Source organism: Salinimonas sediminis (assembly GCF_003429285.1).
In the GTDB taxonomy this organism is placed as follows: domain Bacteria; phylum Pseudomonadota; class Gammaproteobacteria; order Enterobacterales; family Alteromonadaceae; genus Alteromonas; species Alteromonas indica.
This window is the reverse complement of the sequence record NZ_CP031769.1, coordinates 1586254-1607887: the sequence shown is the minus strand read 5'-3', so window position 1 is coordinate 1607887 and position 21634 is coordinate 1586254. Positions and strand designations below refer to the sequence as shown.

Sequence of the window (21634 nt, the reverse complement as noted above, 5' to 3'; positions counted from 1 at the left end):
CTGTGTAAGAATTGCGGCAACGTTCCCCCTTATCACGGGGTACCAGAGGTGTAAATTACACACAGAGTGGATGTAATAAATATGCAAAGAAGATAATTCCACCACCCCCGCAAACGCATCCTGCCTTATTTTAACTCACTGTTAATTAAATATATTCGTTAAAAAAAAAGCATTTTTATAATGCGGTACAAGAGTTGCTGAATAGCTTTTCACTGGAGGCACTTATGACCCTGATTAGCTACAACGCACTACTTAAAGAAATCAAACATGCCGAGCAACTGCTGGGCAATTTACCTTACTGGAAAGCCAGTGAACGGCTGCGCCTTGAACTACGGGTAAAACAGATGAGAAACCTACTCACTCACTAGGAACGCACATGGAACCGGCACTGTCGATTAGCGCAATTTTTGTTACCTACAAGATGAAAGATGGAGTAACAGAGCGGATTATGCAATTTAAACAGCATTTTCCCGACAGTCAGATTATTGTGGTAGATAACTCCCCTGCCACCTATAAAAGATATGCAAAGTTGGGCGAGGCGTTGTCTGGTATAACGCAACTGGATTATATCGACAATCCAACGAATAGCCGTTTTACCGCCTATAACCTTGCATGTGCAAAAATCAGCCACCCCTATGTGGTATTTCGAACGGATGACGACACCTTTGATGAAGCAACGCTTAGGGCTCAACTGGTAACGACCCAATGGCAGCATTTTGCCGTGACCCCGCATTATTTTAAGCAGGACTATCAAATACCCCTGTCCTGGCAGCGCCCGATTGAGGGGGTGATTTTTGACACTGCTTTTTTACAGCTTCTATTACCGTTTGAGGAGGAAGCTGGAGCCGACTGGGCCCTGCTTGAGCGCGCCTTTACGCTTGCTTCACCGGCTTATTTTAACCAGCCAGTGTTGTATAAAGCTGCCCATGGGAGAACTGTGTAGATGAAACTGGCGGTTATAGCCCATCCCAGATTTCCTATTAAACCGCCTTTTGCAGGCGGGCTTGAGGCGTTTATTGCGTCGTTAGTTGATACGTATAGCCAACATATTGATGTAACGCTTTATGCGCATCCCGATAGTCAGGTCAACACCAAGCTGGTGTCTTTCCCTATCGATGAGCAAGCGTACCAGCGCTATCCGGATATTGTAGAGAATGACTTTTTGCTCAAGGTTATGGCTGACATCAGCAGGCGTGGTTTTGATGCTATTCATAACAATGCGATCAGCTCTGTGCCTCCACTGTGGGCATGTAAGTACGATATGCCTATTTTAACCACCCTGCATACACCGCCCTATAGCAAGCTGAAAGCGGCCGCTGATCTGGCTTCCTACTCCCCTTATGTGCATTACAATGCGGTATCTTATTCAGTGGCAGAGTTATGGCGGCCATTCATTAACGATCATATAGACGTTATTTATAATGGCGTTGATCTAAGCCAGTGGCAGGTGGAAAAGAACAATCCCCGGTTTGCCTTTTCGTTTGGCCGGATTTTACCGTCAAAAGGATTCGATCTGGCTATTCGCGCCGCGAACGAGCTTGATTTGCCTTTCAAGTTTGCTGGCCCCATTTTTAATCAAAGCTATTTTGACCAGCAAATAGCCCCCCTGCTAAGCAATAATGTCGAATATCTGGGGCACCTTACCCACCAGCAAATCAATACATGTTTGCAGCAAGCTCAGGCGGTGGTATTTGGGGCCCGCTGGGATGAACCTTTTGGCTTATCTACAGTAGAGTCTATGGCCACCGGAACACCGGTCGCGGCTTTTAACCGGGGTGCGTTCCCGGAAATTGTCGCCGACTCTGGGGGCCGGTTGGCGGCAGGAAATAATGTGTATAGTCTGGCTGAAGCATTGGCACAGGCAGTGCAATGTCATCGTGACGATGTTCGACAGCGCGCCGACCAGTTCCCACTTGCCACCATGTGCCGGGCATATAGCGATAAAGTGAGTGCCCTGTTGTGAAAATATTAATGGTAACCAGCCCTATCGTGTCTTTGGCCGAACCGTTTGCAGGGGGGACCGAAGCGTTTGTAGTACAGCTGTCCAATGGCTTAGCCGCCAAGGGCCATCATGTGGATGTTTTATGCAAGCATGCCGATGAAACCAACCGCTTTAACACCCTGGCCATCGAAGAGTCGGCGATGCGCATGTGTGATGCTATTACCAGTGAAGCAGATGGTCAAAAACAGTATCAGGCCGCCCAATACGGACTTATCGATACCAGCGGCTACGACGCGGTCCATTATCACAGCTATTATCATGCTATTTATGATTATGGGTTTATGCACCAACGTCCTAGTATTGTAACGCTGCACAGTCCGGTATCGGAACGTTTAGCTTTAGCGCATCAGTTGCACCGGGCCCGCAGCGATGACCGCTATATCGCGGTATCGAAGCGCCTTAAACAAGAGTGGGAAGCGGTAATTGGCACGGGTATTGAGGTTATCAATAATGGTATTAACCCCGGCGCGTTTACGCTACCACCGCAGGTTAAACACGATTATGTCATTGTTAGTGGCCGAATATGTCCGGACAAAGACATCACAGCTGCAATAACGCTGGCCGCTGGCATCGGTAAGCCTTTGTATATTGCCGGGCCCATCAGCGATCAGCACTACTTTAGTCAGGAAATTGAGCCCCGCCTAAACACTAACGTGCGTTATCTTGGTCATCTTGATCAGGCCCAGCTTCGCACATACGTAGCAGGAGCATTTGCCGCGCTTGCCACCTCTCGCTGGAACGAGCCGTTTGGGTTAGCTACGCTCGAAGCATTAGCGTGTGACACCCCGGTAATTGGCTTTGCCTCTGCCATTGTGCCGGAACTGCGCCATTTTCCAGCAACTCAAATTGTATCCCCGGACGACCGTAGTGAACTCATGCAGGCGGTTAACGCTATTAAAACACTTCCCCAGGGCACCTGCGCTGGCTACGCCAGGCAGTTCGATTTTGCCCATACCCTGACGCAATACGAGAGTCTGTATGAACAACTGCACTAGTACCATTTTGTATTACATACATCATCATGGCTCAGGGCATCTGCAGCGCGCAAAAAGCTTGCTTGCGGCCCTGCCGGAGCACTATCAGGTAGTATTGCTGGTAGCCAGCGAGAGCATGCAGGATAAGGTGCAGGGTACGTTTCCTACATTGTACTGTGAGTGTTTACCGTCCAAGTGGCCGGCAGACGCAGTGCCTACAGCACGAACATTTAACCGCGCCTTTGAAGGTGTTGCCTATACCCCCGAAGCGGGCAATCGCGCCCAGGTATTTTGTACCCTGTTGTTAGCTCATAAAGTGGATGTGTTTATTAGCGATGTATCAGCCGAGCTAACTATTTTAGCGCGCGCAGCCGGGGTGCCATGCATTATGCAGCGCCATAGCGGGAATACTGCCATTGATCCCACCCAGAACTATGCGTACGAATGTGCTGAGGCTCTCTTTGCTCCCTATCCGCAGGTGGTAGAGAATGAAGACTTTGCGTATCAGTTTAAAACACATTATCTGGGTTTTTTCAGCCCGCAGTTCCAAGCCCACGAGCCAGCCAGCCGACGGGGTTTGACCCTGATATCCACTGACCCGGCCTGGGTTGCCTCGGTCCTTGCAGGGCTCAGTCAAGTAAACCTGCCTATTTGGGTGGTTGGCTGCGATGGCCCGTCCACGTCACACATTCATTACGCGGGTTTTTGCCAGAACATTACCAAACATGTACCCACAGACATCGTAGTTTGTAGCGGCGGTAATAACCTCCTTTCTGAGCTCATCATCATGGGCAAAAAATTAATTATTACTCCTGAACCACGTCCCTATGACGAACAGGTGGTGAAAGCCAACCGGCTCGCCCAAGGTGGCTACGCAGTAATGATGGAGTCACAGGATATGCTCCACCCAAGCCTGTGGCAGCTAGCTATACAACATGCTGCAAAAATTGATATCAGCCGCACCAGTGCGCTGGTCAACCCTCATGCGGCTGCACAATTTGCCGCTTTAATTAAGGACGTACTATGCCTCCATTCTCAGTGATAACCCTGGTAAAAGGGCGCAAAAAACAGTTGGAAAATCTGCTTGAGAGCATTGGTCGAAGCACAGTAAAGCCGCAGGAAGTCGTGGTTGTGTGGATGGAAGAGGATCGGCTTGATAAGGACGAGATACAGGATGTACCGATTCATCAGGTAACGTGTGAAGGTGATGGGCTACCTTTGGCGAAGGCCAGAAATCTGGGCGTAGATACCGCTACGCAGCCTATTTTATTGTTTTTAGATGTAGATTGTATCTGCAGTCCTAATCTGTTTGATGCTCTATTACAGCAGGCAAGCCCACATACCATCTCTTCTGCCGGGGTTCGCTATCTACGTGACGTTCCCGAGCATGGCAATTATGACCGGTTAAGCAGTGATGCTATTGCCCACCCCAAACGGGCTAATCTGCCGGTTGGAACGCCCATCGACCATAAACATTTCTGGTCGCTAGTATTTTGTATTCATCGTAATACATTTAACGAAGCCGGCGGCTTTGACGACAATTTCACCGGTTATGGTGGGGAAGATACCGACTTTGCCGAGCGTTTTACTAACAAAGGATGCAAACTGGTAATGTGTGATGCGGAGGTGTTACATCAATACCATACCAAATATACGCCGCCGATGAATTATGTGGCCAGTATTTGCGAAAATGCGAATTACTTTGCCCAGCAACATGGATATCTACCAATGTATAGCTGGTTAAAAGCATTTGAAGAAAAACAGTTGATTAGCCTGGATGAAGAGGCGCATCAGGTCGCGTTATTGCGCGAACCGTCTGAGCAGGAACTAACGCAGGCATTCAGCGAACAACCCTATTAACCCGTTGCTACTGGTAACGGAGTCGTCACGCTTGGCCATCGGCACTGTGTAGCGCTGTGGCCAGCGTATTGTACTTCCTGCAGAGGGGAATACCTGGTCCCCGCGTCTTTATTTCTCTTCCCCTTAAGGCCTATCGGCTTATCCATCAGTTAACCCATTGCCTATCTGAATTGCCGTTCTCTACCTGTATTGCCGCTGACCAGGGTGACCGGCCTTCTCCCAGCTCCGGCCCCAGCCGCGAATCACATGTTTCCTTGCATTCCTGAAGGCGCTAAATCCGTCGACTGGCAGCGTTACAGAGTCATCGACTTATAGCGCTAGCCGGCCGTATACCTGCTTTATCTGCCCTCAGTCATTCTTTAAGGTAAAAATAGAGGTATTTTATACCTTTTCGCGCAGTGGATTTAATTGATGAAGAACCGTGGTGCCTAGCCGTTTTGCACATCTGGCGCGGCCCATACCGCAATAATGTAAGGATTTACCAGTGATCCGGTGATATTTACCCGGTAAAGAATTCCCAGCTTTCAGATAGTTTTTCATACGCGGGGACAGAGCCAATATAAAATATGAAAATACCCTTTAAATTTCATTTACTTAGCGGGTAAATTTAATGGGCAGGGTTCTTGCTTAATAGATAATAACTAACAAGATAAACATCCCTTACTATCACTGTTGTTCGCGGTTCACCGCCAGGTCAAAGTAAGGTTAGAGAAGACGGAGAGACCAATGGAAACCTTATGTGCCTTAGCTTTCGCTTACCAGTGCTTTTTACTTATTCGTAAGGCACCTTTCGCAGTTGCAGGGTTACGCGCTTCCGTATAGGAGCCTGGAGCTTCGCGAGGTGGTATATCGCCCTCCAGCCCTCCTTGCCCAAGCCAATGTTGAACCTACGCTGTTCGGGCTACCTAAAACCCATCTGCAGTTAGCAGTGAATATGGAATCAGTGCTTAGCCCCTGGTAGTTATTCTTCCCTGTATATGAATCTGTTTCGTGCTAAAGCCTGAAGGAGCCTGCGCATGCAAGCCTATTTACCACAACTTGATGAAAATCTTCAACAGTTTATCGCCCAGCAAGGCTTCCCCTGTGTAGGCGCAAAAACTGCGTTGGCGAAAGAGCAGATTCACCTGAATCAATACGGTGGACTTTCTGATGCCTGCGACAATACCGATATCCTGTCTGACCTTTATGCATTTATTGATAACTTTGATATTAAGAAGCATATGTTCTCTTCGTTTGTCTGCACCTTTGAAGGCCCATGGCAACATACTGAGCGCCAGTATGAACGACTGTTATGGGAAAAGCTTCAGCAGTTGCACGAAATAGACAGCCGCCTGTATGGCTGGGACAAAGCGGTTAGCCGTGATCCCGATCATGATAATTTTAGCTTCAGTTTAGGTGGCCGCGCATTTTTTATCGTCTGCCTGAACCCGGCCAGCAGACGTAAAAGCCGGCGTTTTGAGTCGCCGGCGATTGTGTTTAATTTACATGAGCAGTTCGATAAATTAAGAGACGAAGGAAAATTCGAGACTTTTCGCGATCATATTCGCAAACGCGACACTATTTTTAGTGGCTCGGATAATCCAATGTTGGGAAATCACGGTAGTGATTCAGAAGCCAAACAATATAGCGGGCGTTTACTTGAAGACAATTGGAAATGTCCGTTCCATCCCTCTAAGGAGCAAACAGAAAATGGATAAGATTGCCCCTCGCAGCGGCACCGCCTTTGAATTACGTGCAGGCCAAAAACTGAAGGTTATTGACCCGGAAGGCGAACAGGTAGCTGATTTGTATGCATTTAACAGTGCTAACCATAACGAATATCTGTCGTCTGGCAGATCGCTTGATTACAATGAAAGTTTGGCATTTGGTAAAGGCTCGAAGTTGTATTCAAACCAAAGTAATGTGATGTTTGATATTATTGAAGATACGGTTGAAGATCACGACTTTTTATTAACGCCTTGCAGTAAAGATACCTTTCGCCATTTTTACCCTAATGAAGAGCCAGTACCCGGTTGCCATGGCAATTTAGTCAGTGCATTTGCCGCTTATGGTATTCCTGAGCACCTGATAGGCACCACCTTCAATACATTTATGAATGTAGCCGTCGACGCCAGTGGCAAAATATCCGTGTTACCCCCCAAAAGTAAAGCCGGTGACTACACCGTATTTGAAGCAAAGATGGATATGGTAGTAGGGCTTACCGCGTGCTCCGCCGGAGAGTCGAATAACTTTAGTTACAAACCGATTTGCTACGAAATTCTGTAGTCGGGCGTTAGTTATTGGCCGTGTGATATTAGATGGTCCTGTGCTGGTAACATGCAGATACCTTTCGTAGACACGGCTAAAAAAGGGCAAAGGCCCTTTTTTTGTGTCTGAAATTCACGCGGCCCACCGCGCTTTATTCCCCGAAGCATTATCAAAAGCGCTTGAACACTCATGCCAATATGGTACCTGCCACCAGGCTATAAATCGTTTATTTTGCCTTTGCCTGTTCTGCTGCTCTGCACGAATGTACATAACCTTCGCCCAACGCATTTCGCGCGTGGGCCTTGTCGGGTGCCAGGTACACATTGGGTTTTAACCGGGTGGGCGCAGTGAGGGTGGCGACGCTACCAAACCGCTAATGCTATTATGCCCCTCCCCCTTCCCGGATAAGCCACCTGCTACCGGCCAGTTCAATGCCTGTTTTCCTTGGCTTTACCTGTAACTGATGGATGTGGCTTGGGTGATTTGGTTTGCAACGAGCCGCGAAGGTTACTCACGCAGAGTATGATAATAACGAAACACCGGCGTAAATTTACTAAATCGCTGCGCAGGCTATACAGACCAGTCAGCGGCAGGAGAACACCAGCCACGATCCCGCTTGCTTGTGCAGGATAGGATATCGACGCGGGTGGCTTTCTTTGCTACGCAATAACCCCCCAACCGGCCTGGCAGTTGACCCTTTGGCCTTGGTGATGCCGGAGCCCGGCCCATACGGGTACACCAGGCATTTAGGTGCTACCAGCAGTGACACCTATTATGCCGCGTTAATTTGGTCTATCCACTGCTGCTGTTGCGCGGGGGGTAAAAAGCTGGCCTTGAAGCTATTGATAAGCAGCTGTTTTAGCTGAGCATCGTTCATAGCCAGTGCCTGTTCAAGTTGCACATAGTTATCGTTCAGATACCCGCCAAAATACGTGGGATCATCGGAGTTTACGGTAACTAATAAGCCCTCATCCAATAGCTGCAAAATATTATGCTGAGCCATATCGTTAATCACTTTTAGCTTCAGGTTGCTTAACGGGCATACCGTTAACGGAATCTGACGTTGTTTAATTAAGGCTAATAAAGTCTCATCTTCCTGACAGCGAACGCCGTGGTCGATACGGTCTACTTCAAGCAGCTCAATAGCTTGCCAAATGTACTCAGCCGGTCCTTCTTCGCCGGCATGGGCCACCACTTTAAAACCCAGCTCTCGGACTTTGGCAAACACTCTGGCGAATTTTTCCGGCGGGTGGCCTAGCTCTGAGCTATCCAACCCTACAGCGCTTATCATCGAATAATAGGGAGCTGCCTGAGCTAAAGTGTCAAACGCTTCGGCTTCACTGAGATGCCGTAAAAACGATAAAATCAGTAGCACACTCATGCCCCAGTCTTGCCTGGCCTGCGTAATTGCCTTATCAAAACCAGCCATAAACACAGCGTAATCGACGCCACGCAGGGTATGTGTTTGGGGGTCAAACATAATCTCGGCGTGTACAATATTCTGTTCACGACAGCGACATAAGTAAGACCACATAAGCTGATAAAAATCATCTTCATCGCGCAAGACATCGGCGCCGGCATAATACAGGTCAAGAAAGCTTTGTAACGAATCAAATTGATAGGCTGCTTCAATCTCGGCCACACTGCTATAGGGCAGAATCACCTGATGTTTTTGCGCGAGCTGCCACATTAAGGCTGGCTCAAGGCTACCTTCAATATGTAAATGCAGTTCGGCCTTAGGTAACGTGGAAATTCGTGTGGAAATGGCCATATGCCTCCCTTTTATCATTCTTATTACGCTGGATAGCAAAAAACTCAGACCAACGGTTGCACCTTAATGATGCTTCACGCACAATTGCGGCGCAACCCACCGCGCTTCGTTCTCGCTGCATTATCATACTGATAACGCTTAACATGCCACGATAGCCGTTTTTATTAAAACTTTCAGCCTTTGTGCCAGGCAATGCCATTGTGGCACGGTCACTGATTACCAAGCGATAACCTATCGCGGTGTTGGCCAGACTAAGCACAAAGCACACCACGAAGTTGACTACATGGTCAACTTATTGCTTATCGGCTTAAAGTATTACAAAAAACGCGCCATTGAGAGAACGCATGATAACAGACTTACTCCAACGATTTTTTAAACTCGACGCCAATGGCACTACCATCAAAACTGAGGTGATTGCCGGGTTAACGACCTTCGCTGCAATGTCTTATATTTTGGTGGTCAACCCAGGTATTCTAGGCCTTAGCGGTATGCCTGTTGAGGGGCTGATTACGGTAACGGCGCTGTCAGCGTGTATTGGTACCATGTTAATGGCCCTGATGACTAACTATCCCATTGCCATGGCACCGGGGATGGGACTGAATGCCTTTTTCGCCTTTACTATCTGTATGACCCGAGATGTGCCTTGGGATGCCGCACTAGGCATTGTATTTTGGAACGGCATACTATTTTTACTGCTAACCTTAACGGGCATCAGAACCAAAGTGGCCGAAGCTATCCCCAACGCGCTGAAAATTGGTGTACAGTGCGGTATCGGTTTGTTTATCGCCTTTATCGGTCTAAAGAATGCTGGCCTGGTGGTAGACCATCCTGCCACCTTCGTCACGTTGGGCGACCTGTCTGATCCGGCAGTGATGCTGGCCCTTGCTGGTATTTTGTTCACCATTATCATGGTCATGAAGCAAGTTACCGGCGGTATCTTACTTTCCATCGTAGTGCTTAGCCTGATTGGCCTGTTTGTACCCACTGAAACCGGGTATTTAACGGCTCAGCCTGACGGTGTGGTTGGCCTGCCCGACAGCATGTCGCAAACCTTTTTTGCAATGGATATCTGGTACCCTATCGAAAACTTCGCCCAGACCTGGGATCTTATCTTCGCCCTGATGTTTGTGAATATGTTTGACACCATTGGCACCTTGATAGGTGTGTCACGGCGCGCTAATTTGCTGGATGAATCAGGTCGCTTACCCAAGATTGGCAGCGCAATGACCGCCGATGCTACCGCCAGCGTGGCAGGCGCAGCGCTAGGGACATCACCGGTTACCAGCTATGTAGAATCTGCGGCGGGGGTGTCTGCGGGGGGCCGCACCGGCCTCACCGCCATGGTGGTTGCGATTTGCTTTTTATTATCGCTGTTTTTAACACCGCTGATGAAAGTGATACCGCTTATGGCCACTACCCCTGCCCTGATAATGGTTGGTATATTAATGATGGATTCTATCCGCCAACTGGATTTTGACGATCTTGGAGCATTGGCCACAGCCGTTGTGGCGCTACTGGCTATGCCACTGACCTTTAGCATAAGTGAAGGCATTGCTCTTGGGTTTATTACGTATGTCGCCATTATGTTAGGGACCGGTAAAGGTAAACAGGTAAGCAAACTTACATATGCGCTTGGCCTGTTGTTTTTACTGCGCTATGCATTTGATTTGAAATAACCCGGCTACAATGCCCAAAGATCATGCCGAAACAAGGCCCGGCCAGCCGATGAGCGGTTGTAGTGCAATCCTGGCCGGCGTACAAGCATTGCAATACAGGTTATCTCAGGCAAGATAATAAAAATATTTATCACCATCCATAAGGAGCCAACGTGGCAACAGTAACGTTACAAGGTAATTCCATGAACACCGTCGGTGAGCTTCCTGCCAAAGGCAGCCAAGCCCCGGATTTCACGTTAGTAAAATCTGATCTGTCGACTGTGAGCTTAAGTGAGCTTCGCGGCAAACAGGTTGTTTTAAATATTTTCCCGTCTGTCGACACCGGCACGTGTGCAATGTCTGTACGTACCTTCAACGAAAAAGCGGCCGGACTGGACAATACCGTGGTTATCTGTGTTTCTGCCGATTTACCCTTTGCCGCTGGCCGCTTTTGTGGCGCTGAAGGGGTAGAGAATGTCTTAACCGGCTCGACCTTTCGCAGCAGCTTTGGCAGCGACTATGGCGTGACTTTTGAAGATGGCCCACTAGCTGGCCTGTTGTCACGCAGTGTTGTGGTTATCAATGACGCAGGTGAGGTGGTGTATACCCAGCAAGTGGCTGAAACCGCTGATGAACCCGATTACGATGCAGCGCTTAACGCCCTGTAAATGATGTGATTGGCAAAACTGATTAAAGCCGGACGCGAAAGCCTCCGGCTTTTTTACTACAGTTTGTTGTAGGAAAAGGTGACTGCTTTATCTGACATAAACATCACTTTCACATGTTTACCCTCTTCCTCACCCCAGATACAACTGAGCGTGCCTAGCGATTTATTACAGCTGTCAGCACTGCCTATAGTATCTTCAACGTCCTGTTGACTCATGCCCATTTCCAGTTTGTCATAGTTTTCTTTATTGAGCTTAGAACAGCCTGTAACCGCCAACAGCAAAAAGGTTACAGCTAACGTTTTTTTCAACATGTATTACTCCACGGATACCACAATTGTTATTCTTAAAGGGTATAGTGCTACCGCGATACAGGGTGGTGCTTTTGCCAGTGCATGGCAATTTGCTCGCGGGTAGCGAACCATACTTTAGCATGACCTTGCGCGTACTCAATAAATCGTTTTAACGCAGCTAACCGGGCCGGGCGTCCGATGATTCGACAGTGTAAGCCAATTGAAAGCATTTTGGGGCTTTGCTGACCCTCTTCATACAACACATCAAAAGCGTCTTTAAGATATTGATAGAACTGTTCCCCACTGTTAAAACCCTGGGGTGTAGCAAAACGCATATCGTTAGTATCCAATGTGTAGGGCACCATCAGTAAGGGTTTGGTGTAATGGTTATCATAATAGGGCAAGTCATCTGCATAGGAATCCGCGCAGTATAAGATATCATCGCGCTCAGCCAGTAAAGCCAGGGTGTTGGGGCTGGTACGGCCGGTATACCAGCCTGCCGGTTTACTCCCGGTAAGCTGGGTATGCAGGGTAATGGCCTGCGCTATCTGTTGACGCTCGGTGGCCACGTCCATGTCCTGAAAATGAATCCAGCGCAGTGCGTGGCTGGCAATTTCCCAGTCTGCGTCGAGCATTGCCTGAACCGCCTCAGGATTACGCTGCAACGCCATAGTTACGCCAAATACGGTGGCGGGTATCTGATATTGGGTTAACAGACGGTGTAAACGCCAAAAGCCCGCCCGACTGCCGTATTCATAAATCGACTCCATACTCATGTGCCGGTCGGGGTAAGGCTGGGCACCGATGATTTCACTTAAAAATACTTCCGAGTGGCTATCACCATGTAGCACACAATTTTCTCCGCCCTCTTCATAATTCACCACAAACTGCAACGCGATACGGGCGTTCCCAGGCCATTGAGCGTGCGGGGGGGTGGCACCATAACCTATAAGGTCGCGCGGGTAATTAACTGAGTTGGTCATGTTGGGATCTTTCATAGTGAGGGGGCACGGTCAAGCCGCAGCCATTTAAAATAAGTTGAATAACGGTGGTGGTGGCCTGGGCGAAATCCGCTTTTTTCATTTTCTGCCCCCGCAGGCGGGTTATCTGGGTGGCAAAATCCGCGTAATGCTGCGTACTGGCCCAGATGGTATAGAGCAGATAATGGGGATCAACTTGATTCATTTTGCCTTGTGTTATCCAGGCTTCAATTATCGCCACCCTGCCCTGCATCCAGTGCAAATGCTCATCATTGAAATAGGGGTTCAGATTAGGTGCGCCGTTTAAAATTTCCAGCGCAAATATCTTCGATAGCATGGGATGGGTACGGGACATTTCCATTTTTTCACTGATATATTCAGCCAATGTTTCCGCTGGGTCATCAGTTTCGCAAGCTAGATCAAAACGGGAATTCCACAAACTCAAAGTTTGTTTTAGTACGGCCTGATATAAGTCCTGTTTGGTTTTGAAATAGTAAAGTACATTCGTTTTGGGCAACCCGGCGGCATCGGCTATGCGCTGAACCGAGGTGCCTTTGAAACCGTGCTGGGCAAAAGCCTTTTCTGCCGCCTGCAAAATATTTGTTTTATTTTTCTCACCAACAGAGATGTCAGTGCTTCTGTTTCCTGCCATAAATCCTTATGCCTTTTATCAAACGCATTCCTGACCAAGCAGTCATAGTGCCATAGTCGACTATTCTCTCAACATTTTTTATCCCGCCAGCGGATCTTGGCTATTCGCCGAGTGTGCATAGAACTTGCTGTGCCTATCGTGATGGTGCCAACCCGGGCCGGTGTTAATATCACCAGAAGGCGCTATGTACGGGTTGTAGGCGGGTATGATAAAAACCCATTTAGTGAATCAGCCATTTTATTGCACCAACATAGAGCATGCTACCCATTTTGGCGCATGTTTTTTTATTCTTTTTTATTTGACCATTTGGTCTACTTTTAATTTAAAAAGACCGCTATAGTGATGCATTCAGAGATTTTGAAAAACCAGAGGAAAGGTTGATGGTGCGCTTTTTATTGAATACAACACCGCTTACCGTTTCAACGGAAAATGCGAACCAGACCGTGCTGCATTTTTTGCGTGAACAACGCCGGCTTACCGGTACAAAAGAAGGCTGTGCCTCTGGCGATTGCGGTGCGTGCACGGTAGTGGTGGCCGAATTAAACCCATCCCATACCGGGCTACATTACCGTACCATCAACAGTTGTATTGCGCTGATGTCGTCATTGCACGGCAAACAACTGATTACCGTAGAGCACCTGGCTGAAGCCCAGCAATTACATCCCGTCCAGCAGGCATTAGTTGACCACCACGCCAGCCAGTGTGGATTTTGTACGCCGGGCTTTGTCATGTCGATATTTGCGCTATATCAGCGCCACCAACCGGTTAACCGAAGCGAAGTTGAACATGCCCTATCGGGAAACCTGTGTCGGTGTACCGGGTACAGGCCTATCATTGACGCGACAATGGCCGTATGTCAGCAGCCCGTAGAAGATAAATTTAACCGTATGGCGGCCACCACTATCGCCACGCTTACTGCCATGCAGGCCAATACCAGTGACGATAACCAGTCCACCGGGTTGCTTATGCCTACCAGCCGTGAAGCGCTGGCAGCATGCATTGCCCAGCACCCAGAGGCTTTGCTGGTAGCCGGCAGTACCGACCTGAGCCTGGAAATTACCCAACAGTTGCGGCAGTTTAAAACCCTGATAAGCATTAGCCAGTTAGCCGAGTTACACAGCGTAGAGTGTGACGATGATTACCTGACACTCGGTGCCGCCTGCACCCTTAGCGATATCAAGGAGGTATTGCTGGATGCTTTTGCGCCGCTTACCGAGTTATTCGAGCGCTTCGCCTCGCTACCGGTACGTAATCAGGCGACGCTGGGGGGTAATTTGGCCAATGCCTCGCCTATTGGTGATATGGCACCGGTCATGCTCGCCCTTGAAGCCGACTTTATTGCAGACGATGGTCAACAGACGTATACCCTGCCCGCTCGCACATTTTTCACCGGCTATCGGCAAACCAGCCTGCCTGCCGGGGCCTGGCTTAGCAAGATACGTATTCCGCGGTTAACGACCGCCGACCGCCTGGCTGCCTATAAGGTGTCTAAACGCTTTGAAGATGACATTTCGGCAGTGTGTGCAGTTTTCAAGCTTCGCCTTGATAGCCAGGGCAAGATAACCCGGGCAACCACCGGGTTTGGCGGGGTCGCCGCCACGCCGGCAAGTGCCATAGCGCTGGAGCAAAACCTGGTAGGCATGGCGTTAAACGCTCCGGCTACACTGGTGCGGGGCAAACAAATATTAGCTACCAGTTTTGCGCCAATAGATGATGTTCGCGCCAGCGCCGATTACCGTAACCAGCTAGTGGTTAACTTGTGGCATCGCTTTTTTGTAGAACAACAACCCAGTACTAATCGTATTTCGACCCGGGTGCAGTATCATGCGTAAACTTAGTGAACAACAGCAGGCCGCCACCAGCGCCAGTCCTTTAGCTAAACCTGCCGCACACGAAAGTGCCAGCCGACAGGTAGCTGGCAGCGCCCGCTATGTCGACGATATGCCGGTACCGGCTGATACGTGCTATGGCGCGGTAGGGCAAAGCCGTTGCGCAGCCGGGCGAATAAGAAATATCGATTTAGCGGCAGTGCGAGCGGCCCCCGGCGTGATAGATGTGATAACCGCTGAGGACGTACCCGGCCACGTAGATATCGCCCCTGTTTTTGATGGCGATCCGGTATTAGCGCAGCATAATATAAAATTTTTTGGCCAACCGGTATTTGCGGTATTAGCTCACACAGTTGAGCAGGCCCGCTATGCTGCTACCTTAGGCAACATTGAAGTAGAGCCCACGCCTGCTCTGCTAAGCATTGCAGCGGCCCGCGACCTAGCTGCCAAGGTCCGGCCCAGCCACCAGATGCAACAAGGCGATTACGCGGCGGTGTATGCCGAGGCTCCCATCAAGTTGGAAGGACAGCTAAAGGTGGGCGGCCAGGAACATATGTACCTGGAAGGACAGATCTCGCTGGCGTTGCCCGAAGAAGACGGCCGGATGATGATTTATACCTCTAGCCAGCATCCCAGTGAAGTCCAAAAGTTAGTCGCTGAAGTACTTGGCGTGGGCTTGCACAAGGTGACGGTGGATATGCGTCGCATGGGCGGCGGGTTTGGCGGTAAAGAAACCCAGGCTGCCCAGTGGGCGTGTCTGGCCGCCCTGCTGGCCCAGCGTAACGGCTGTGCGGTTAAATTCCGCTTAGCCCGAAGCCAGGATATGCAGGTTACCGGCAAACGTCATCCGTTTGAAAACAGTTATGCCGTAGGAATAGCCGACAGCGGCAAAATATTGGCCACTCACGTTACGGTAAGTGGCGACTGCGGGCATTCGGCGGATTTGTCTGATGCAATTGTCGATAGAGCAATGTTTCATGTCGACAATGGTTATTACCTTGGCGCCAGCCGGGTCACTGGACATCGTTTTCAAACGCACTACGTCTCACATACGGCCTACCGGGGCTTCGGTGGCCCGCAAGGCATGATAATGGCTGAAGCGATGATGGATAACATTGCCCGGGCCACCGGCCAGGATCCACTGACGGTAAGAAAACGCAACTTATACGGCCCCGATACCGGCGATACCACCCCTTATGGAATGCAGGTAGAAGACAACTTATTACCCGAGATTATAGCCCGCCTGGAGGACAGTGCAGATTACTGGGCGCGACGTAAGACCATTACTGCCTTTAACCAAACCAGCCCAATCATTAAAAAGGGGCTGGCGCTGACGCCGGTAAAATTTGGCATCTCGTTTACCGCTAAATACTTAAACCAGGCCGGCGCACTGGTGCATATTTATACCGATGGTACGGTTCAGGTTAATCACGGCGGCACAGAAATGGGCCAGGGTCTGCATACCAAAATAGCCCAAATTGCAGCGCATGAGTTTGGCATAGGTTTAGATCAGATTGAGGTTACCGCTACGCGCACTGATAAAGTACCGAATACCTCCCCTACTGCCGCGTCCAGCGGAACAGATTTAAACGGTAAGGCAGTTCAAAATGCATGTCAGATTATTCGCCAGCGACTAATCGACTTTTATGCCACCTCGCTACAACTCCAGGCCACCGATGCGCAGTTCAGCCAGGGCCAGGTGAGCCTGGCCGAACATAGCATCGGCTTTACCGAACTGGTACAGCAGGCCTATTTGGCGCGGGTGTCGCTGTCCTCCACGGGTTTCTACAAAACCCCGAAAATTTACTATGATCGGGCCAGCGCATCGGGGCGTCCGTTTTTCTATTTTGCTTATGGCGCGGCCGTAAGTGAGGTTACGCTGGATATCCTCACCGGCGAACATAAAACTACCCGGGTAGATATACTTCATGATGTGGGCACCAGCATTAATCCAGCGATAGATACTGGCCAGATTGAAGGTGCCTTTATCCAGGGTATGGGCTGGTTAACCACCGAAGAGCTTCGGTGGGGAGACGATGGCCGGTTAACCAGTAACAACATGGCCACTTATAAAATACCGGCCATTGGAGACACGCCAGCCATCTTCAATGTCGATCTTTTACACCGGCCTAATGCACAAGACAGTATTTATCATTCTAAAGCCGTTGGCGAACCGCCTTTTATGCTAGGCATATCGGTGTGGTGCGCGTTAAAAGATGCGCTGTCGAGCCTGTCCGGTTATACCCAAGATCCACAGCTTGACACCCCCGCCACTCCAGAGCGTGTGTTAAAAGCGGTATTAGCGGCCCAGGATGCAGGCTTATGAGAGCCGCTAGCTGGGTTGAAGCATTAAGCCAGTGTGAACAACGCGGGGAAAGCTATGTACTGCTTACCGTTATCAGTATCGCTGGCTCTACCCCGCGTGAGGCTGGAGCTAAAATGGTGATAACCGGAGATAGCACCTACGATACTATTGGCGGGGGGCATCTTGAGCATACTGCTACAGCACAGGCCAGAGCATTACTGGCGAGCAATCAGCAGTGCCAGCAAATCGAGTCATTCCCGCTGAGTGCGCGCTTAGGCCAATGTTGTGGAGGGGCGGCCAAACTGCTGTTTGAGGTTAGGGTGAATCACACCCAGCATATAACCGTATTTGGCGCCGGCCATGTGGCACAGGCGCTGATCCCCGTGTTAGCACAGCTGCCATTGCAAATTAGCTGGATAGACAGCCGAGCGTCGATGTTTACCAGCCAGCCTTATCCGCCGAACGTTAAAATAATAGTCGATGACGATCCGCCTGGCCTTATCCGCACCCTACCGGCGGCGAGCTGGCTGTTAATTTTGACCCATAACCACCAGCTGGACTACGATATTGTGGAAACCGCCCTGCGCCATCATCAGTTTGACTTTGTCGGTATGATTGGGTCTGACACTAAAGCCCGCAGATTTACCACCCGATTGGCCAACCGCGGCATTAGCAGGGCACAACAGCGCGCGTTAGTCTCGCCGGTGGGCGATACCCGAATCCCCGGAAAACGTCCCATTGAGGTCGCTATCTCTATCAGTGCGCAAATTATCTCGCGTTTGCATAGTACGCCGGACGCCGTTACCAAGCACAGTGCGACGGTATCCGCCAGCAAGGAGGAACAGCATGACACTTGAACAGCTAAATCAATTATCAGTACCCGGTGCCAGACAATGGTTCAGCCGTTGTTGCGCGGCTGCCAGTTGGATCAACATGATGGTGGAAAGCCGGCCCTTTACCAGCCGCGAGCAGTTACACGAGTATGCGCAGCTACACTGGCACAAAATGCAAACCAGTGATCTGCTCGAAGCCTTTGCCGCGCATCCCATGATTGGCGATATTGATAGCCTGCGGGCGAGGTTTGCCAATACTAAAACATTAGCTGCTAACGAGCAGGACGGCGCCCGTCAGGCTAGCGACGAAACCTTGATTGAGCTTAAGCAGCTTAATCAGCAATATCTGAAAAAACATGGTTTTATTTTTATTATTTGTGCCACCGGGTTGTCGGCGCAGGCCATGTTAGATGAGTTGCGGTTGCGGCTTCATAACGACACCGCGACCGAACAAGCTAATGCGGCAGACCATCAGCTACAGATTACCCAGCTGCGACTGGACAAAGGGCTAAGCACCCCTTCTGACTTACAGGATCTACCATGAATACACTATCCAGCCACGTGCTTGATACCACGTTAGGAAAACCAGTAGCAGGATTGCCGCTGACCCTTTACACTCCGGCCGGCACTACCGTGACATCGGTGACCGATGCCGATGGCCGCTGCCGCGACTGGCAGGATACCGTGTTCACCGCCGGCGAATATCGTTTGCGGTTTGCGTGCGAGGCCTATTTGCGTAGTACGCACGGTGAGACATTTTACCCTTTTATTGATATCTCATTTATTTTGGGTGATCAGGACAGCCATTTTCATGTACCGCTGCTGATCTCCCCTTTTGGTTTTAGTAGTTACCGAGGCAGTTAGTGACCACCCAATATTTATTTCGAGCCCGTATTGTACATTTTCCCCAGGCCTGTGCTATTCCAAGCGAAAGCGTGGAATGTTTTGACGATGGCGCCATGGTGGTGCAGGGCAATACCATAGTTGCACTGGGCGACTATTCGACTATCGCCCCGCGCTATCCGCAGGCGCAGATCAAGGACCATCGCGGGCGCTGGATTGTGCCTGGTTTTATTGATAGCCATTTACATTACCCGCAAACAGAGATGATTGCCTGTTATGGTAAACAGCTATTGCACTGGCTTGAAAGCTACACCTTTCCAACCGAAGACAAATTTAAAGATCCCGCCTATTCGGCAAAAATCAGTGCACTGTTTTTACAGCAACTGTTAAAAAATGGGACCACTACCGGGCTGGTGTTTGGCACGGTTCACCCAAGTGCTACCGATACCCTGTTTACGGCCGCCAGCGAGCTTAATATGGCCCTAATCGCAGGCAAGGTATGTATGGATCGCAATTGCCCGCCTTACTTGCAAGATAGCGCCAGTCGGGCGCAGCGCGAGTCGGCCGATTTGATTGATAAATGGCATAACAATGGACGTAACCGGTATGCCTTAACGCCCCGTTTTGCCCCTACCAGCACAGAACAGCAGATGGCCGCACTGGGCGAATTGGCGGTACAGTATCAGGATGTTTTTATTCAAACACATTTATCTGAAAATACAGATGAAATTGAATGGGTGAAGTCATTGTACCCGCAGTGTGACGGCTATCTGGATGTGTATGATAAATACCATATGGTGCGCCAGCGTTCTGTATTTGGCCACTGTATCCACCTTACCGACAACGAGTGGCAGAGAATGGGTGACAGTGGCGCAACGGCGGCATTCTGCCCTACATCGAATCTGTTTTTAGGCAGTGGGCTGTTTAATTTTGCCAAGGCTAGGGATAACCACGTGCATGTAGCACTGGCCACTGACGTAGGTGCCGGTACCACATTTAATATGCTTAAAACCTATGGTGAAGGCTACAAAATATCGCAACTCAGGCATGACCCTTTGTCGGCGTTGGCGGGTTTATACATGATGACCCAGGGCCCGGCGGTAGCTTATGGTTTGGATCATGAAATTGGCAATTTGAACCCCGGCAGCCATGCTGACTTTGTGGTGCTGCAACCGGAATTCGATGAGCTCACCTCATTACGATTAACGCACCCGCATAGCGCGCAAGATATGCTGTTTGCACTAAGCATGCTAGGCGATGATCGGGCCATCTATCAAACCTGGATAGCCGGGGTATGTCAGTACAGGCAACATAAGGAAGTTGAATAATGCTATGGTTAGACTGGGCGTCGCTATTGGTTCGCTGGTTTCACGTAGTGGCGGGGATTGCCTGGATTGGCGCCTCTTTTTACTTTATCTGGCTAGATAACAGTTTACGTGAACCCCCGGAAGCAAAGAAAAAACAGGGAATTAAGGGCGATTTATGGGCCATCCACGGTGGCGGCTTTTATGAAGTCGCCAAATACGCTTACGGGCCAGCCGCCATGCCTACTACCTTACATTGGTTTAAGTGGGAAGCGTATACCACCTGGTTAAGCGGCTTTGCGCTGTTGATTATTGTTTACTATTTCGGCGCTTCAGCTTATTTGATTGACCCCGCCGTACAACATTGGTCACCGGCTACAGCGATAGGCCTTGGCCTGGCCTTAATTTTTGGGGGGCTGGCCCTCTATGAAGCGGCGTGTCGCAGCCCATTGGCAAAATCGCCCAAAGCGTTTGCGCTCTTTCTGGTTAGCTTAATTTGTGTGGCCAGCTATCTGACTAGTCAGTGGTTTAGCGGGCGCGGCGCATACATCCATGTAGGCGCGCTGATTGGGACCATTATGGTGGCCAATGTCTTTTTGAACATCATGCCCAACCAGCGTAAAATGGTCAAAGCCGTGGCGGCTAAGGCGGCCATTGACCCCGCATGGGGCGCCGGCGCCAAACTTCGTTCGGTGCATAATAACTACCTTACCTTGCCGGTGGTATTTATTATGATAAGCAATCATTACCCCATGACGTACCAGCATCCACAGAATTATCTTGTGCTTATTCTAATGATGGCAACCGCGGCGTGGCTAAGGCATTTCTTTAACTTAAAACATTTAGGTATTGTTCGCCCCTCTATTTTAGTCAGTGCTAGTGCCGCGATGTTAGCTATTATGGTGTGGGTCTCGTGGCCCGCTTTGCCTTCACAAAGCCACCTTCCAGCCGGTGATAGCAGCAATACCCACCCCGAATCAAGGCAAATGTCACCGGTCACTCAGGCCACGGTAACCTCGTTAATTAATAAACATTGCGTAAGCTGTCATTCCGCCTCTGCAACGGACGACGTATTTAAGGTCGCTCCGTTAGGCGTCGTGTTTGATACCTGGCAGGATATCGAACGCTACGCGCCGCAAATTCACCGGCGGGTTGCAGTCACCAAAGATATGCCTTTTATGAATAAAACAGAGATGACCGAAACAGAAAGACAACAGATAGCAAAATGGTTTAACGCCCGGTAATGCCAAACGCGAGACCACACGTAACCAGCTAATGTTACCTGAAGAAAAAAGCACCGCCGGTGCTTTTTTTCGTATTGCTGCTCATTATACAGCGCAGGTATTGAATAAATCAGGATGGGTGGCCCTGCCTGCTGTTCATCAGTGCCGCCACCACACCTTTTATTCATCCTTTCCTTC

General features: G+C 49.7%; 21 protein-coding genes. 17 read left to right on the top strand and 4 right to left on the bottom strand.

Annotated elements, in window-relative coordinates; translation table 11 throughout:
* Nucleotides 1-224: 224 nt before the first annotated feature.
* The 8 genes from D0Y50_RS19500 to D0Y50_RS07245 all read left to right on the top strand — a co-directional run bounded on the left by D0Y50_RS19500 (nt 225) and on the right by D0Y50_RS07245 (nt 7101).
* Nucleotides 225-368 (top strand): hypothetical protein, encoded by a 144-nt coding sequence (locus D0Y50_RS19500; RefSeq protein WP_170145465.1) that lies wholly within the window; start codon nt 225-227, stop codon nt 366-368.
* Between the two features lie 8 nt (nt 369-376).
* Complete coding sequence (locus D0Y50_RS07275; RefSeq protein ID WP_108566265.1) at nt 377-943, top strand: glycosyltransferase family 2 protein; 567 nt, start codon at nt 377-379, stop codon at nt 941-943.
* Nucleotides 944-1963 (top strand): glycosyltransferase, encoded by a 1020-nt coding sequence (locus tag D0Y50_RS07270; RefSeq protein ID WP_108566266.1) that lies wholly within the window; start codon nt 944-946, stop codon nt 1961-1963.
* Nucleotides 1960-2997, top strand: coding sequence for a glycosyltransferase (locus D0Y50_RS07265; protein WP_117316192.1), 1038 nt, complete (start codon nt 1960-1962; stop codon nt 2995-2997). The genes D0Y50_RS07270 and D0Y50_RS07265 overlap by 4 nt, the downstream gene beginning before the upstream one ends.
* Nucleotides 2981-4018: a glycosyltransferase gene (locus D0Y50_RS07260; RefSeq protein ID WP_117316190.1), complete on the top strand. Its 1038-nt coding sequence runs from the start codon at nt 2981-2983 to the stop codon at nt 4016-4018. Before D0Y50_RS07265 ends, D0Y50_RS07260 begins: the two co-directional genes overlap by 17 nt.
* On the top strand, nt 4000-4836 hold the full coding sequence (locus tag D0Y50_RS07255; RefSeq protein WP_117316188.1) for a glycosyltransferase family 2 protein: 837 nt from the start codon (nt 4000-4002) through the stop codon (nt 4834-4836). Before D0Y50_RS07260 ends, D0Y50_RS07255 begins: the two co-directional genes overlap by 19 nt.
* A gap of 1016 nt (nt 4837-5852) precedes the next feature.
* Nucleotides 5853-6533: a guanitoxin biosynthesis heme-dependent pre-guanitoxin N-hydroxylase GntA gene (gene gntA / locus D0Y50_RS07250; protein ID WP_117316186.1), complete on the top strand. Its 681-nt coding sequence runs from the start codon at nt 5853-5855 to the stop codon at nt 6531-6533.
* The gene (locus tag D0Y50_RS07245) at nt 6526-7101 is read left to right on the top strand and encodes a DUF1989 domain-containing protein (RefSeq protein ID WP_108566271.1); all 576 of its coding nucleotides are present in this window, start codon (nt 6526-6528) and stop codon (nt 7099-7101) included. The genes gntA and D0Y50_RS07245 overlap by 8 nt, the downstream gene beginning before the upstream one ends.
* A 754-nt stretch (nt 7102-7855) precedes the next feature.
* On the opposite strand, the gene D0Y50_RS07240 is transcribed toward D0Y50_RS07245, so the two are convergent.
* Entirely contained in the window at nt 7856-8854 is a 999-nt protein-coding gene (locus tag D0Y50_RS07240) for an adenosine deaminase (protein ID WP_108566272.1), read from the bottom strand.
* Nucleotides 8855-9198: 344 nt separating this feature from the next.
* Here D0Y50_RS07240 and D0Y50_RS07230 point away from each other — a divergent pair, with 344 nt between their 5' ends.
* Together D0Y50_RS07230 and tpx are read left to right on the top strand one after the other, a co-directional pair.
* Nucleotides 9199-10530: an NCS2 family permease gene (locus D0Y50_RS07230; protein WP_108566274.1), complete on the top strand. Its 1332-nt coding sequence runs from the start codon at nt 9199-9201 to the stop codon at nt 10528-10530.
* Between the two features lie 152 nt (nt 10531-10682).
* Nucleotides 10683-11177: a thiol peroxidase gene (tpx, locus tag D0Y50_RS07225; protein ID WP_108566275.1), complete on the top strand. Its 495-nt coding sequence runs from the start codon at nt 10683-10685 to the stop codon at nt 11175-11177.
* Nucleotides 11178-11233: 56 nt separating this feature from the next.
* On the opposite strand, the gene D0Y50_RS07220 is transcribed toward tpx, so the two are convergent.
* From D0Y50_RS07220 to D0Y50_RS07210, 3 genes are read right to left on the bottom strand one after another with little or no spacing between them, the layout of a single operon-like run.
* Nucleotides 11234-11488: a DUF3862 domain-containing protein gene (locus D0Y50_RS07220; RefSeq protein WP_170145464.1), complete on the bottom strand. Its 255-nt coding sequence runs from the start codon at nt 11486-11488 to the stop codon at nt 11234-11236.
* A 47-nt stretch (nt 11489-11535) separates the two neighbouring features.
* On the bottom strand, nt 11536-12450 hold the full coding sequence (puuE, locus tag D0Y50_RS07215; RefSeq protein WP_117316184.1) for an allantoinase PuuE: 915 nt from the start codon (nt 12448-12450) through the stop codon (nt 11536-11538).
* The gene (locus tag D0Y50_RS07210) at nt 12434-13099 is read right to left on the bottom strand and encodes a TetR family transcriptional regulator C-terminal domain-containing protein (protein ID WP_108566277.1); all 666 of its coding nucleotides are present in this window, start codon (nt 13097-13099) and stop codon (nt 12434-12436) included. The genes puuE and D0Y50_RS07210 overlap by 17 nt, the downstream gene beginning before the upstream one ends.
* A gap of 380 nt (nt 13100-13479) precedes the next feature.
* Here D0Y50_RS07210 and xdhA point away from each other — a divergent pair, with 380 nt between their 5' ends.
* From xdhA to D0Y50_RS07175, 7 genes are read left to right on the top strand one after another with little or no spacing between them, the layout of a single operon-like run.
* Nucleotides 13480-14931, top strand: a complete 1452-nt coding sequence (xdhA, locus tag D0Y50_RS07205) for a xanthine dehydrogenase small subunit (protein WP_108566278.1) — start codon at nt 13480-13482, stop codon at nt 14929-14931.
* The gene (gene xdhB, locus D0Y50_RS07200) at nt 14924-17254 is read left to right on the top strand and encodes a xanthine dehydrogenase molybdopterin binding subunit (RefSeq protein ID WP_117316182.1); all 2331 of its coding nucleotides are present in this window, start codon (nt 14924-14926) and stop codon (nt 17252-17254) included. The genes xdhA and xdhB overlap by 8 nt, the downstream gene beginning before the upstream one ends.
* Nucleotides 17251-18090: a xanthine dehydrogenase accessory protein XdhC gene (xdhC, locus tag D0Y50_RS07195; RefSeq protein ID WP_117316180.1), complete on the top strand. Its 840-nt coding sequence runs from the start codon at nt 17251-17253 to the stop codon at nt 18088-18090. The genes xdhB and xdhC overlap by 4 nt, the downstream gene beginning before the upstream one ends.
* The gene (gene uraD, locus D0Y50_RS07190) at nt 18080-18610 is read left to right on the top strand and encodes a 2-oxo-4-hydroxy-4-carboxy-5-ureidoimidazoline decarboxylase (RefSeq protein WP_108566281.1); all 531 of its coding nucleotides are present in this window, start codon (nt 18080-18082) and stop codon (nt 18608-18610) included. Before xdhC ends, uraD begins: the two co-directional genes overlap by 11 nt.
* Nucleotides 18607-18930: a hydroxyisourate hydrolase gene (gene uraH / locus D0Y50_RS07185; RefSeq protein WP_108566282.1), complete on the top strand. Its 324-nt coding sequence runs from the start codon at nt 18607-18609 to the stop codon at nt 18928-18930. Before uraD ends, uraH begins: the two co-directional genes overlap by 4 nt.
* On the top strand, nt 18930-20237 hold the full coding sequence (guaD, locus tag D0Y50_RS07180; RefSeq protein ID WP_117316178.1) for a guanine deaminase: 1308 nt from the start codon (nt 18930-18932) through the stop codon (nt 20235-20237). The genes uraH and guaD overlap by 1 nt, the downstream gene beginning before the upstream one ends.
* Nucleotides 20237-21457: a urate hydroxylase PuuD gene (locus D0Y50_RS07175; protein WP_117316176.1), complete on the top strand. Its 1221-nt coding sequence runs from the start codon at nt 20237-20239 to the stop codon at nt 21455-21457. Before guaD ends, D0Y50_RS07175 begins: the two co-directional genes overlap by 1 nt.
* Nucleotides 21458-21634 lie beyond the last annotated feature (177 nt).